This is a genomic window from Amphritea sp. 1_MG-2023 (assembly GCF_030547545.1).
GTDB lineage: Bacteria > Pseudomonadota > Gammaproteobacteria > Pseudomonadales > Balneatricaceae > Amphritea.
In genome coordinates this window covers 106,035-119,512 of sequence record NZ_JAUOQE010000004.1, presented here as the reverse complement: position 1 = coordinate 119,512, position 13,478 = coordinate 106,035, and the positions used below count along the sequence as shown (strand labels likewise).

Genomic DNA, 13,478 nt, shown 5'->3' with positions numbered 1-13,478 from the left:
ATGTTTCAATGTACCAGTCTTCATAGTTACAAAACATTACCCTTTCATATACAGAGTGATGATAGCCATCGACAGTTGGCCAGCTCCGGTTATCAGTTACCGTTATGTTGGTTAATGTTGTTTGAGGAGGGTGATCTTCAAGTGCAACATGTATATAGCACTGAGGGGGTGCAAACCTGTGAATACACCACCCTAATCTGTTCTAAAGAACAGGCTTTGTGTCGTTATGTCATGGCTGCAGAGCGATTTAAAAGTCTCTTCGGGCACCGTTGTGATACTTATTTTGATTACTGGCAGCAATATCTAGAATACAACGCCGATGCGTATCTCTATCTGGATGCCACCGCGCTGTGGATGACCGGTGATGAGCAGGCTTATCTTGATAATCTTAACTTGAGTTTGAGTGGCATAGGCTGGTTATTATCCGATGAGTGTCGCTGGCAACGGAGTCGCTGGGTTTTTCTGCCATGGGTTGGGCGTTTGTTTGATCCGCTGGAAGCGGTTCTGAAACATAAAGGTGTACACCACTTGCTCATGCAAAGCGGTGTACTCGATACCGATGGCGGTATCTATATCGATAAGATGGTACTTCAGGGTAATATCTGAATCTCTCTGTATTTGCGCGCTAATCAGGACGCTTGGCTATGAATATCACCGTTATCTTATTGTCGTTATGTCAGGCGTTATTGACCACTGGTAATGTGTTACTTATCTCTGTTAATGCACTGATTGGGCAGCAGTTGGCTCCCTCGGCAGGTTTGATTACCTTGCCGGTGGCGATGCAATTTGTGGGGCTGATGTGTGCCACCATACCCGCATCATTAATTATGGCGCGGACGGGGCGGAAAAATGGATTTTATCTGGGTAATAGTATCGGCATTATCGGCGCTTTGTGTTGCGTTCTGGCGCTACAGCAGGCGCATTTCTTTCTGTTTTGTGGTGGCACGTTCTTGTTGGGCATAGGCATTGGGTTTGGTACGCTGTACCGTTTTGCGGCGGTTGAAGCCTGTGCTGATGAGTACAAGAGTCGGGCGATTTCATTGGTGATGGCTGGCGGTGTTATTGCGGCGGTATTAGGCCCAAATCTCGCTATCAGTAGTCGACAATGGCTAGAGGGTAGCGTGTTCACGGGGGCGTTTATCGGTCTATTATTGCTTTATGTTATGGCCTTGATACTGCTGACCTTCGTACGTATAACTGATGCATCTTCGCTCGATGATAAGGCGCTCAGCAGTCGACCGATACTTGAGATTGTGCTGCAACCGATCTTTATTGTGGCGGTCACCATAGGGATGGTGAGTTATGCCGTGATGAATCTCATTATGACGGTCACCCCCGTGGCTATGGCGCGTTGCGGATTTGATTTTAGTACCGCGGCTTGGGTGATTGAGTGGCATGTATTAGGTATGTTTTTACCTTCATTTATTACCCCGCGATTGATTGAACGACTGGGATTATTGTCGATGATGTTGCTGGGCGCGCTATTGATGTTGAGCTGCATCCTGTTGAACCTTCACGGGGTCAGTCAATGGCACTTCTGGGCCGCACTATTCTTGTTGGGTGTGGGTTGGAATTTTATGTTTATCAGTGCCACGCAGATGGTCACTTACAGTTATAAAACGATTGAAAAGTCTAAGAGTCAGGCGGCAAATGAGTGCTTAGTGTTTGGCATGGTGACGATCTCCGCGTTCAGTTCGGGATGGCTTGAGTCGACACTGGGCTGGCAGATGCTCAATACGCTGATGATACCGGTGTTAGCCTGGGCCGTATTAGTGATTTTTGTTTTTCGTCAACCGGTTAAACAACACTTATCGGTCAGCTAGTCGAACGTTTATATCCTCGCACGGCAGCAGCAGTGGGGGTTATGGATTCGGATATGCGCGGCGGTCACTGATCGGTAGATTTGTCTTTTTGCTATCAGGATGCGGCCTTAAGATGCCGTCCTGGGCTTGTGTCAGTCGATAAATTATAGTGCAATGCAGCACATTAACAGTTGTTAGGATGAGTCGATGAAAAGTTACCTGTTTACCACTGACACGGATCGTGGTGGCGTTATGTTATGTGATATCGATGACTTTGATACGGCGGTGGATTACCTGTGTAAGCGTTTTGATGGGGTGGTAAAAATAGAGTCATCAGAACAACTCTGGCAACTGACAGAAGAGAACGCCTCTACTGCAGATGATAGCGCGGTTAATGCAGCGGCAAGCGTGGCAGAGAGCGCCACTGATAAGCTTGAGGTAGCGTCAGTGGATTCACCTGGGTCGGCAGACCTGTTTGGTTGATGAATCTTGATACGGTGTCATAGCGTTGATTTTTCGACAGTCCAATAGTTAATGGATGATAAGGGGACTGCATGTTTCAGATATACCACTCTAATAAGCTGGATCTGCAAAAGGATCTATTGGTTAAGCTGATCAGTCGACAGCCTCTGACAGATCCCTTTCAGCCTGAAACAATTTTGGTGCAAAGCCCTGGTATGGCGCAATGGCTCAAATTGGCGCTGGCTGAAGAGCTTCAGATTGCGGCTAATATCGATTTTCCGCTACCGGCTAGTTTTCTCTGGAGTAGTTTTTCCACGGTACTGAAGGATGTGCCTGAACGGTCTGCCTTTACCAAAGAGGCCTTAACGTGGGCATTAATGGAGTTACTGCCGCAGCAGTTGCAGCAGCCTGAATTTGCGCCATTACAGCGCTATCTGGCGGAGGACGAAGGTCAGTATAAGTTATATCAGTTGTGCGGTAAGGTGGCCGATATATTCGATCAATATTTGGTTTATCGACCCGACTGGATCGCCAGTTGGGAAGCCGGTGATGATCTGCCTGATATCAGTCATTCTCAGCCTTGGCAGCCGATTCTTTGGCGTCTGCTGCAGCAACATATTCTCGGCCTTGGTTTGTCGCATTGGCATCGGGGTAATATGTTTCAGGGCTTTGTCGAGGCACTGCAGCGTGGCGAGTATGATCACTCTCGCTTACCGGCTAGATTGTTCGTGTTTGGTATCTCGGCATTGCCGCAAAACTTTGTTGAAGCGTTGCAAGCCTTAGGTCAGCGGATCGATGTGCATCTCATGGTGTGTAATCCCTGTCAGTATTATTGGGGCGATATTGTTGATCCTAAATATCTTGCGCGTCTGAATCAGCGCTGGCTCTCAAAGCCGGGTATGAGTGCCGCCGATTTGGCTGATAATTATTACAGTCATGGTAATCCGATTCTGTCATCGATGGGTAAGCTAGGTCGCGACTATCTGTTTCAGATACAGGATCTTGCGGCACCGGAAATCGAGCTGTTTGAAGCCTGTGGGCGTGACTCGCTGTTACAGTCGTTGCAGCAGGATATTCTAGAGCTAGAAGATCGTTCCTCAGCGTGCGTGCTGGCAGCAGAGCATAAACATACATTAGCCGCCGCTGATCGGTCGATTCAGTTACATAGTGCGCATAGCCCATTAAGGGAAGTCGAAGTGCTCTATGATCAATTACTCGCGATGCTGGATGAGCAGCCTGAGCTTTCACCTCGGGATATCATTATCATGATGCCGGATGTCGCCGCTTATGCCCCTTATATTGAAGCGGTATTCGGCAATGCGCCTTTTGAGCGTTATATCCCTTTCTCGATATCCGATAGAACCCTACAGCAGGAAAGCCCGCTATTACTGAGTTTTTTGCGTTTATTGGGGTTGCCTGAGAGTCGTGTCACGGTATCTGAAGTGTTGGAAATCCTCGAAGTGCCCGCCGTATTGCGACAGTTTAATTTTGATAGTGATCGGTTTGAGCGCCTTTGTCGCTGGATAGAGGCCTGTCAGGTACGCTGGGGAATTGATGCAGCGCAGCGGCATGAACAGGGAGTGCCCGCGTTTGAGCAGAACAGTTGGCGCTTTGGCTTGCGGCGGATGCTGGCGGGTTTCGCACTGGGGCAGAGTGAGTCGTTGTGGCATGGTATTGCTCCCTATGCTGAGATTGAAGGGCTGGAAGCGGAAGATTTAGGTCAGTTAGCGGAATTCGTTGAGTTACTCGAGTTTTGTTGCGAGCGATTAAAACAAGATAAACCGATCACCGAGTGGTTTGAGGTGATTAACGATATTCTGCAACGCGCTTATCAGCCTGATGAACAGGATGAAGTTTTACTCAGTCAAATTCGTCAAGTGCTAGAGCGATTGCAGCAACAATTGAATGATAGTTGTTATCAGGCGTCCTTAAGTTGGGCGATTATGCGTGATTATTTAACCACTGAGCTGGGTAATAGTCGTGCGAGTCAGCGCTTTATGATGGGGGCAGTCAACTTCTGTACCCTGATGCCGATGCGCTCGATCCCATTCAAAGTGGTCTGTTTGTTGGGTATGAATGATGGCGTTTACCCTCGCTCGATCGCGCCGATGGGGTTTGATTTAATGGCGGAAGCACCGCAGCGGGGTGATCGTTCCCGCCGTGATGATGATCGGTATCTGTTCCTCGAAGCACTCCTATCGGCGCGACAGACATTTTATATTAGCTATATCGGCCGGAGCGTGCAGGATAACAGCCTCAAAGTGCCGTCAGTGCTGGTGAGCGAGTTAATGGAGTACTGTCAGCAAAATTATTGTTTTGCCGCGGATGATAGCCTCAGGCAGTTGCTGACCGAACACCCTCTACAGCCTTTTAACGCAGATTATTTTAGCGCCGACTCAGCGCTGTTTAGTTATGCCGAAGAGTGGTTGCCGCTGGTGCGCAAAGAGGGGCTGGCAGAACAGAGCTTTATGCATCGGCCATTAGTGCCTGAAGCGCTGGACGAGCTAGAATTATCTGATCTACTAGGGTTTGCCCGTAATCCGATTAAACACTTTTTTCAGCGTCGCCTGAAAGTCTACTTTAATAACAGCGTACTCGAATTGCAGGATGAAGAGCCCTTTCAAGTGGATGGCTTGACCGGCTATCAACTTAAGCAACAGCTGTTGGAGGCGGCGATTAATGGACAGCAAGCCGAATGCTTTGAGCGCTTGGTCGCCTCGGGATTATTGCCGGTCGGCGTAGCCGCACAGCTGCAAACGCGCAAGTTACGGGATGATTCTCAGGCAATGGCAGATAAAATACGGGATCATCTCGATCAGCCAAGACGAGTCGAGTGTCAACTGGATATCGCTGGGATACGCCTCAGTGGTTGGTTGACGGGGCTGCATAGCGCTGGATTAGTGCGCTATCGGGCCGCCAATGCAAAGGGGCGGGATGTGGTGCAGTTGTGGCTGGAACATCTGGTGCTGTGTGCCAGTGGTTATCGCTTGCAAGCTTACTTTTTTGGTTTGAATGGGCGGCATTGGTTTGAACCTCTATCGCAGGCTAAGGCATCCGATTACCTGCAAGATTGGCTTAATGCTTATCGGCAGGGTATGTGTGAGCCATTACCATTGCCCGCCGATACCGCTTGGGTGTTAGCATCGAAAACCTTAGAAAAGGACGACGAACGTGGCGAAACCGATGCGATCAAGTGCTTTAGTGTCGACCCTTATACTCAGATAGGTGAGTCCAACGATCTGTATATCAGTCGAGTCTACCCGGATTATGAGGCCCTAGGCCCGCGCTTCAGCGAACTTGCAGAACGGTTTTATTGGCCCATGGCCGAAGCACTTAACACCGGCGATGCTGAAGGGGAGTCGTTATGAGTCAGGTACAGATCTTAGATCCTCTGCACTTCCCCTTGTCGGGAAGGCGTCTTATTGAGGCCAGTGCCGGCACCGGCAAAACCTATACGATCACCGCGCTGTATTTACGTTTATTACTCGGCCCCGAGGGCTTGTCATCAGCGTTGAGAGTCGATCAAATCTTGGTAGTGACCTTTACCGAAGCGGCAACAGAAGAACTACGCGATCGCATCCGTAGTCGCATTCAGGACGCCTTTATGGTGTTTCGGGGAGCGGATAGTAGCGATCCATTCTTGTTGGCCTTGCGTGATCAGCAACAGGACCTGCAACGTTCCGCGCGGCTGCTTGAATATGCCAGTCGACAGATGGATGAAGCGGCGATCTTCACTATTCACAGTTTTTGTCAACGGATGTTGCGGCAACACGCGTTTGAAAGTGGCAGTTTATTTGAAACGCAGTTGATCACCGATATCGCGCCGTTACAACGACAGGCGTTGCTCGATTGTTGGCGTGAGCTGATTTATCCTGCGAATCGCGCATTGAGCGAAGCGATTCAGCAGATCTGGCCTAACCCAGATAAGTTACACGCTGAACTTATGCCGATGCTGGGTAAGCCCGATCTCAAGCTGATTCCGCCATTAGATACCCGCGATATTGCACAGCGCTGGCAAGACAGTCAGCAAGCATTAGAGGATTTTTGTCAGCCGTGGCGGCATCATTTAGAGCACGCCGAGGAAGATCTCGCCGAGCTAATTCAGGCCTCGGGGGTCAACAAAAATAGTTATCGCAAAGCCTCTGTGGCTAAATGGTTAGCCGCGATTTACAGCTACGTGCAAGGGGAGAGCTCAGTTGTACCCGAAGCGGAACTGGAAAAGTTTTGCCAATCACGGCTGCTGGAGAAAACACCGCCGGGTAAAGCGGTGCCTGAACACCCGTTGTTTACCCTGTGTGATGACTACTTCGACGCACGCTTGCCATTGCGTGAGCTGCTGCTAACACGACTCCGGCAACAGCTAGAGGGGCGTTTTGCTAAGCTAAAACAAGATTATCGCTTGCTCTCGTTTGATGATCTACTGAGTCAGTTGGATGCGGCGTTACAGCAGGAGGGTAGTGAGCTCTTGGCGCAAGCCATTGGCAAGCAGTACCCGGTAGCGATGATCGATGAGTTCCAAGATACCGATCTACTGCAGTATCGTATATTCAGTCGACTCTATCCTGATAACCCGCAACGGGGACTGTTTATGATCGGTGATCCTAAACAGGCGATCTATGGTTTTCGTGGCGCGGATATTTTCACCTATATTAAAGCCCGTCGAGAGGTGCCAGATCATTACACGCTGGAAACCAATTGGCGCTCATCACGACAGATGATCACTGCGGTGAATCGGCTATTTGAAAACAGTCAAGCGCCCTTTATTTATCATGATGATATTCCGTTTTTACCGGTGAAAGAGGCGGGTAAGGCAGATAACACGCCGTTTACGCTGTATGGTCGCACGCCGACAGCGCTACAGTTTTGGTACAACGATGCTGACTGCGTTAGTAAACAGCAATATTTACAACAGATGGCGCAGGCCTGTGCCTGTGATATCGACACGAAATTGCGAGCGGCCGCCGAAGGGCAGGCGTTGATCGGTGATCGCTGCCTACAAGCCAAGGATATCGCTATTCTAGTGCGTAACCGGAGTGAAGCCGCGGCGGTTATGGCCGCACTGGCAGATCAGAGTATTCCGAGTGTCTATCTGAGTGGTCGGGATAGTGTTTTTAACAGTCGTGAAGCGTTTGATCTGAAGTTATTGCTGCAGGCGGTCGCCGAGCCTCAGGATGAAAGCCGGCTGCGGGCGGCATTAGCTAGCTCGTTATTGAATTACCCTGCGAGTTGGTTGGATCAATTGAGCCATGATGAGCAGTTATGGGAGCAATTAGTCGCAGAGTTTACTGATTATCGTGAAAAATGGTTAAAGCTGGGGGTTTTACCGATGTTACGTCGTTTGCTGCGGCAACGGCAACTGGCTGAAACCCTACAACAGCAGCCACAAGGTGAGCGGCGGCTAACCGATCTACTGCACCTCGGTGAGATACTGCAGCGCGCCAGTATGGAACAGGAGGGTATAGCGGCGCTATTACGTTGGTATAGCGATCAGCTGCTGAATCCCAATGGCGAGAGTGATGAGCAGCGCCTAAGGCTTGAAAGTGATGCGGGTCTGGTGACGGTTATTACCGTGCATAAGAGTAAGGGGCTAGAATATCCGCTGGTGTTTCTCCCCTTTGCCTGTACCTTTAGAAAAGCCAGCACTCCGCTGTTTCATGATCAACAGGAGGGTCTCTGTTTGCATCTGGATAAGAAACATGAGGATAGCTTGGCACTGGCAGAGCGTGAGCGTTTAGCCGAAGATCTTCGCTTACTCTATGTGGCACTGACTCGCTCAGTTTACGGTTGTTATATTGGCTTGGCGGCGATTGCCGATGGACGCGCGAAAAAAAGTGGTTTACACCGCACCGCACTGGGGTATCTATTATTGCAGGGCGCCGATAGCGCTGCTGATTTATCAGCGCGATTAGACGCCCTGTGTGCCGATTCGTCTATCGAGTACCGTGAGCCGTCGACTGTGGCGCAACAGCGGGGGTTATTTGAACGATCGGATAGCCCGCTACCCGCCTGTGAAGCACGTCAATTTAAGCGTCGTTTACGCCGTGATTGGCGTATTTCTAGTTATTCTGCCTTAGTGAGTCATCATAGTTCGGTGCCGCCTTTACCGGGGTTAGATTTAGAAGTCATTGATGAGAAGAGTACGCCTGATGAGCGATCGGCAGAGAGTGTCGATGATATTTTCAGTTTTCCAAAAGGCGCTCAAGCGGGTACTTTCTTGCATGAACTGTTTGAGGTTATCGATTTTACCGATCATGAGCAGGGGTTAGAGGCGACTTTAGAACAGAAGTGTGAGGTTGCTGGTTATGAGTCACGCTGGATACCGGTGTTGCAACAGTTACTCAATGATGTGTTGTATAGCCCTCTGGGGGGCAGTAATGGGTTAGATGAAACGCCTCGTTTGGCCGATATCAGTCAGCAAAAGCGCCTCGTTGAGATGGAGTTTATGCTGCCCTCTGCGGGATTAAATGCGGCGCGATTGAATCAGATTATCACGCAATATGATCCATTATCGCAGCAGGCTGGAAGGCTAGAATTTGATACCTTGAAGGGCATGTTGAAAGGCTTTATTGATCTGGTATTTGAATATCAAGGCCGTTATTACATCCTCGATTACAAATCCAATCATCTTGGCAATCAAGCCGAGTTATATCACGGCGCTGCCCTCGAGAATGCGATGATAGAACATCGTTATGACCTGCAATATCAGCTGTATACATTAGCCTTGCATCGCTTCTTGAAGATGCGGCTACCGAACTATGACTACGAGCGTCATATGGGTGGTGTGTTCTATCTGTTTTTGCGGGGGATGAAGCCCGAATTACCCGGCAGTGGCGTGTTTCATTGTCGTCCTGATCAGCCGTTAATAGAGCAACTCGATCAGTTGTTTCGGGAGGGACAGTAATGGAGTTACTGCAGGCATTACGTCAGCAACAATTGATTCGACCGCTGGATCTTCAGTTTGCTCGATTTATCCGTGCTGAAGCCAGGCAGGATAACGACACGCTAGACACTGAACTGCTGCCGTTAATGGCGGCGCTGGTGAGCCTACAGTTAGGTCGAGGGGAAGTTTGTCTGCCGTTAAACCGTTGTCAGGCGATGATTGAACATTGGCCTGTACTGTTAAAGCAGCAGGCGGAGTCGCTTCTCAGGGAGGTAACGGAAGCGCAATTGCTGCTATTTTCTGTTATTTCTGATGGTCAGCATGAAACCCCTTTAGTCTGTAGTCATGGTCGTCTTTATCTTTATCGTTATTGGCATTACGAAACCGCCGTGGCGACAACCATTGAGCGGCTGACAACACCGATAGCGATCGATCATGGGGCGATTAAAGCGGGATTGAAGCGTTTATTTCAGCCTGTAGCGTTGGAGCAGACCGATTGGCAACAAGTGGCGGTGGCAATCGCCTTAAGTCGTCGCTTCTCCGTGATCAGCGGAGGCCCGGGCACGGGTAAAACGACCACGGTAACCCGTTTGTTGAGTTTATATGCTGAACTATTTAGTCAGCAGGTTGAGCGAGCGCCACTGATTAAATTAGCCGCGCCAACGGGTAAGGCGGCTGCGAGGCTCAGTGAGTCATTAGCCGGTGCTAAAAAGGGTCTAGCGCAATCGGCTGCGGTACTGCAGATGATTCCCGATCAAGCGGTAACATTGCATCGCTTATTGGGGCCTCGTCCCGATAGTAAAAACTTTCGTCATCATCGGGATAACCCTCTGCATCTCGATCTGTTGGTCGTGGATGAAGCATCGATGATTGATCTGCCGATGATCTATCGGTTACTGGATGCGTTACCCGCACATGCGCAATTGGTGATGATTGGTGATAGAGATCAGTTGGCTTCGGTTGAGGCGGGTAGTGTGTTAGGGGATATTTGTGCTTGGCAGCAACACGAAGTCTCGGGTGAGCTTTGTTACGGTCCGACGCAATTGCATTATTTACAGCAGGTGTGCGATCTAGCAACACCGCCTTCGGCAGCGGGTTCATCGGCCGTGGCTGATGCCTTAGCCTTGCTGCGTAAGAGTTATCGTTTTGACGAGAACAGCGGTATTGGCCATTTAGCGCGGGCCGTTAATGCGGGTGAAGGGCGGCGGGCGGTGCAGTTATTGAACGAGGATTGGCAAGATATTCGTTTTGTGCCTTTATCAGAGGCTGGCTATCAGCAGATGGTGATTGAAGTTGCTTTAGGATATGCTAATTACCTTACGTTATTAAAAGGCGGAGCCGAGCCTAAGTGCTTATTGTCTGCGTTTAATGAAATTCAACTGTTGGCGGTACTACGTCAAGGCGTTTATGGTGTTGAAGGGTTGAATTTAGCGATTGAAGCGCAACTGCAACGCCAAGGTCTGATCAGTGTTTCCGGCAGTTGGTATAGCGGTCGACCGGTGATGATTACCCGTAATGACTATCAGCTAGGGCTATATAATGGTGATATTGGTATCGCTGTGGCGGATGCGGAGGGTAGGCTAAGGGTTTGGTTTGAGCTTCCCGATGGCGAAATGAAAGGAGTACTACCCGGACGATTACCCGAGCATGAAACGGTCTATGCGATGACGGTACATAAGAGTCAAGGCTCTGAGTTTGATAAGGTAGTGATGATATTGCCAGGGGAGGATAGTCCCTTGTTGACGCGAGAGTTAATCTATACCGGCATTACCCGAGCCAAACGTGAGTTTGTGTTACATGCAACGGTTCAGGCGTTAATTACCGGAAGTCACCGAAGAACAGAACGCGCCAGCGGTTTAAGCTGGCGTTTGTGGCGTTCTAGAGGGGCTGCTTCTAAGGGGACTTCCTCATGAGCGATGCAGCTTAATTACGCATTAGCTTCCTGTGCATCAACAAAGGCTGCCAATTCGGTGTAACCACCGATATGTTCAGTCCCATGGAAGATTTGAGGAACGGTTTCGACAGGCTTGCCAACGGTTTTTTCAAGATCTTCTTTGGTGATGCCTTCGTCATGAATATCTATATAACGATGATCGAGGCCTTTCATTTCACATAGTTGCTTAGCACGGGTACAAAAACCACAGCCTTTACGACCAAATATAGTAATTCGTTGCATATATTGCTCTCCTTAAATCTGTTTGAATGTATTGGAACAGTTTATCAAGCTTGAGACAAATTGGCTTTTTTAATGTTTTAGATAGACAAAGGTTATCGTTAAGGGATTCTTAGTTTAGAATGAAATATATAACGATATGATAGGTAAAACTGTGCCAGAAAATATTCCGGTCCATCGGCTTAAAGACATGCCGGTATTTGGTGGATTGCGTGAAGATATCATTCGATTGATTCTTGACGGTAGTCAATACATTGAACGTGATGCAGGCGAACCGTTCTTTATCGAAGGCGAGCGGGGCGACTCCTCTTTTATTGTCGAGACTGGCAGTGCGGCCTTGTTTAAGATGGGTGCATCTGGTCATGCGTATCAGATCCGTAGTTTCAATCCGGGTGAGTGTTTCGGTGCGATGGCGTTGTTGGGGGTGTATCCCCGCAGCGGTGTTGTGAAGGCACTTGAACCCTGTCGAGTGGTGGAAATTAAAGCGGATCAGTTGTTTTCTGTGTATCAAGCCGATCCCGAGCAATATGTGTTGATTTTCATGAATATGGCGCGCGATCTGAGTCGTCGACTGCGGGATACCGATGAACACCTAGTGGCTTGCCTAGATAACGATAGGCCGACATAGATTTTACGTCGATGACGCTCAGCGTTGCCTGACATGTTGGCTAGCAGGGCTCAACGGCGCGGTTAAAAGCTCTGGCAATACGCTAGAGCTTTGTTGTATTTGAAGCCTACGCATGAGTCTATTTATCGATTAAGTCGCTGTTGGCCATCTTGCTGTTGGTCTTGGATATCGCTTCAGTCGGTTATCGTGTAACGGTACAATTCAATCCCTTGATCGGCTTACGATCGCTCGTCGGTCCACAGTACTGAGTAGTAATAACGGAGAAAGAATGAAACACAGGTACGATCTGTTAATCGTTGGTGGTGGCATGGTAGGCGCAACCATTGCAGCAGCATTAGGTCATACGGATCTCAACATAGCGGTTATCGATCAGGCTTATCCACCTCCGTTTGTTGCCGGTTCTGAACATGATCTTCGGGTTTCGGCGTTAAGCGTTGCGTCCGAAAATATTTTTAAAACCTTGGGTGTATGGGATGGCATTATCAGTCGTAGAGCTTGTCCCTATCAGCGAATGAAGGTGTGGGAAAGTGATGAGCAACGTGCCGCGACAGAGTTTGTCAGTCAAGATATCGGCGCTGATCATCTGGGTTTCATTGTTGAAAACAGAGTGATTCAGTTAGCACTTCTCGAACGTTTGGGGCAATTAGAGAATGTTGATCTGATCTGTCCGGCAGAGATTGATGATATTGATTATTCTCCCGGTTGCAGCTTGATAAGATTGGCCGATGGGCGTGAATTGATCGGTAAGCTAATGGTGGCCGCTGATGGCGGTGGCTCAAAGGTTCGCATGGCGGCGGGTATCGGGGTTCACAGTTGGGATTATGATCAGCATGCACTGGTCGCCTCGGTGATCACTGCCAAGCCTCAACAAGATATTACTTGGCAACAATTTACGCCGAGTGGACCTCGCGCGTTTTTGCCTTTGTCGGGGCATCGAGCCTCGTTAGTTTGGTATAACCATCCGGCCGAGGTAAAGCGATTATTGTCGTTAGACAGTGAAGCGTTTATACAGGCGCTGGTAACTGCGTTCCCAGATCGTTTAGGCGCACTTGATACGTTACTGGAACGAGGAGCATTCCCGTTACGCCGTCAGCATGCTTTGCAATATGTCAAAGAGGGCGTGGTGCTGGTGGGAGATGCGGCCCATATGATCAATCCGCTGGCAGGGCAGGGCGTTAATATTGGTTTACTCGATGCGGCGACGCTCGCTGAGGTGCTTGTTGATGGGCATCATAGCGGATTAGATATGAGTGAGCTGTCGTTGTTGCAGCGTTATGAACAGCAGAGACGCCATCATAACTTAATGATGATGCAATTAATGGATAGCTTTTATCGGGTGTTTTCTAATGATGTGTTACCGCTCAAGTTACTGAGAAATATAGGCTTAGGTGCTGCCGAACGTTTCACACCGGCGAAGCATCGAGTGATGCGTTTTGCGATGGGGCTAGAAGGTCAATTGCCAGCATTGGCCAGAGGTGAGCCAATAGGTGTTTAACAATAGTACGGCACGCCGTGCTGAGCGTATTTAATCGG

The 13,478-nt window shown here is 49.2% G+C and carries 9 protein-coding genes; 8 read left to right on the top strand and 1 reads right to left on the bottom strand.

The window, feature by feature from the left end; all coding sequences use genetic code 11:
- The 6 genes from Q4488_RS04100 to recD all read left to right on the top strand — a co-directional run bounded on the left by Q4488_RS04100 (window position 1) and on the right by recD (window position 11,057).
- A complete protein-coding gene (locus tag Q4488_RS04100) occupies window positions 1–606 on the top strand; it encodes a hypothetical protein (RefSeq protein WP_303579192.1) in 606 nt (201 codons plus the stop codon).
- A gap of 38 nt (window positions 607–644) precedes the next feature.
- Window positions 645–1,823: an MFS transporter gene (locus Q4488_RS04095; RefSeq protein WP_303579191.1), complete on the top strand. Its 1,179-nt coding sequence runs from the start codon at window positions 645–647 to the stop codon at window positions 1,821–1,823.
- A 186-nt stretch (window positions 1,824–2,009) separates the two neighbouring features.
- Entirely contained in the window at window positions 2,010–2,285 is a 276-nt protein-coding gene (locus Q4488_RS04090) for a hypothetical protein (RefSeq protein ID WP_303579190.1), read from the top strand.
- A gap of 71 nt (window positions 2,286–2,356) precedes the next feature.
- On the top strand, window positions 2,357–5,632 hold the full coding sequence (gene recC / locus Q4488_RS04085) for an exodeoxyribonuclease V subunit gamma (protein WP_303579189.1): 3,276 nt from the start codon (window positions 2,357–2,359) through the stop codon (window positions 5,630–5,632).
- Complete coding sequence (gene recB, locus Q4488_RS04080) at window positions 5,629–9,165, top strand: exodeoxyribonuclease V subunit beta (protein WP_303579188.1); 3,537 nt, start codon at window positions 5,629–5,631, stop codon at window positions 9,163–9,165. The genes recC and recB overlap by 4 nt, the downstream gene beginning before the upstream one ends.
- Window positions 9,165–11,057 (top strand): exodeoxyribonuclease V subunit alpha, encoded by a 1,893-nt coding sequence (recD, locus tag Q4488_RS04075; RefSeq protein ID WP_303579187.1) that lies wholly within the window; start codon window positions 9,165–9,167, stop codon window positions 11,055–11,057. Before recB ends, recD begins: the two co-directional genes overlap by 1 nt.
- Window positions 11,058–11,071: 14 nt before the next feature.
- Here recD and Q4488_RS04070 read toward each other — a convergent pair whose 3' ends face one another.
- Window positions 11,072–11,320, bottom strand: coding sequence for a GrxA family glutaredoxin (locus Q4488_RS04070; RefSeq protein WP_303579186.1), 249 nt, complete (start codon window positions 11,318–11,320; stop codon window positions 11,072–11,074).
- A 151-nt stretch (window positions 11,321–11,471) separates the two neighbouring features.
- Here Q4488_RS04070 and Q4488_RS04065 point away from each other — a divergent pair, with 151 nt between their 5' ends.
- Together Q4488_RS04065 and Q4488_RS04060 are read left to right on the top strand one after the other, a co-directional pair.
- The gene (locus tag Q4488_RS04065) at window positions 11,472–11,945 is read left to right on the top strand and encodes a Crp/Fnr family transcriptional regulator (protein ID WP_303579185.1); all 474 of its coding nucleotides are present in this window, start codon (window positions 11,472–11,474) and stop codon (window positions 11,943–11,945) included.
- A 268-nt stretch (window positions 11,946–12,213) separates the two neighbouring features.
- Complete coding sequence (locus tag Q4488_RS04060; protein WP_303579184.1) at window positions 12,214–13,440, top strand: UbiH/UbiF/VisC/COQ6 family ubiquinone biosynthesis hydroxylase; 1,227 nt, start codon at window positions 12,214–12,216, stop codon at window positions 13,438–13,440.
- Window positions 13,441–13,478: the final 38 nt, after the last annotated feature.

Bases quoted from the DNA above. Each gene is read 5' to 3' on its own strand.
- Q4488_RS04095 (WP_303579191.1), top strand. From the start codon at position 645: ATGAATATCACCGTTATCTTATTGTCGTTATGTCAGGCGTTATTGACC.
- Q4488_RS04060 (WP_303579184.1), top strand. From the start codon at position 12,214: ATGAAACACAGGTACGATCTGTTAATCGTTGGTGGTGGCATGGTAGGC.
- Q4488_RS04100 (WP_303579192.1), top strand. From the start codon at position 1: ATGTTTCAATGTACCAGTCTTCATAGTTACAAAACATTACCCTTTCAT.
- recC (WP_303579189.1), top strand. From the start codon at position 2,357: ATGTTTCAGATATACCACTCTAATAAGCTGGATCTGCAAAAGGATCTA.
- recD (WP_303579187.1), top strand. From the start codon at position 9,165: ATGGAGTTACTGCAGGCATTACGTCAGCAACAATTGATTCGACCGCTG.
- recB (WP_303579188.1), top strand. From the start codon at position 5,629: ATGAGTCAGGTACAGATCTTAGATCCTCTGCACTTCCCCTTGTCGGGA.
- Q4488_RS04070 (WP_303579186.1), bottom strand. From the start codon at position 11,320: ATGCAACGAATTACTATATTTGGTCGTAAAGGCTGTGGTTTTTGTACC.
- Q4488_RS04090 (WP_303579190.1), top strand. From the start codon at position 2,010: ATGAAAAGTTACCTGTTTACCACTGACACGGATCGTGGTGGCGTTATG.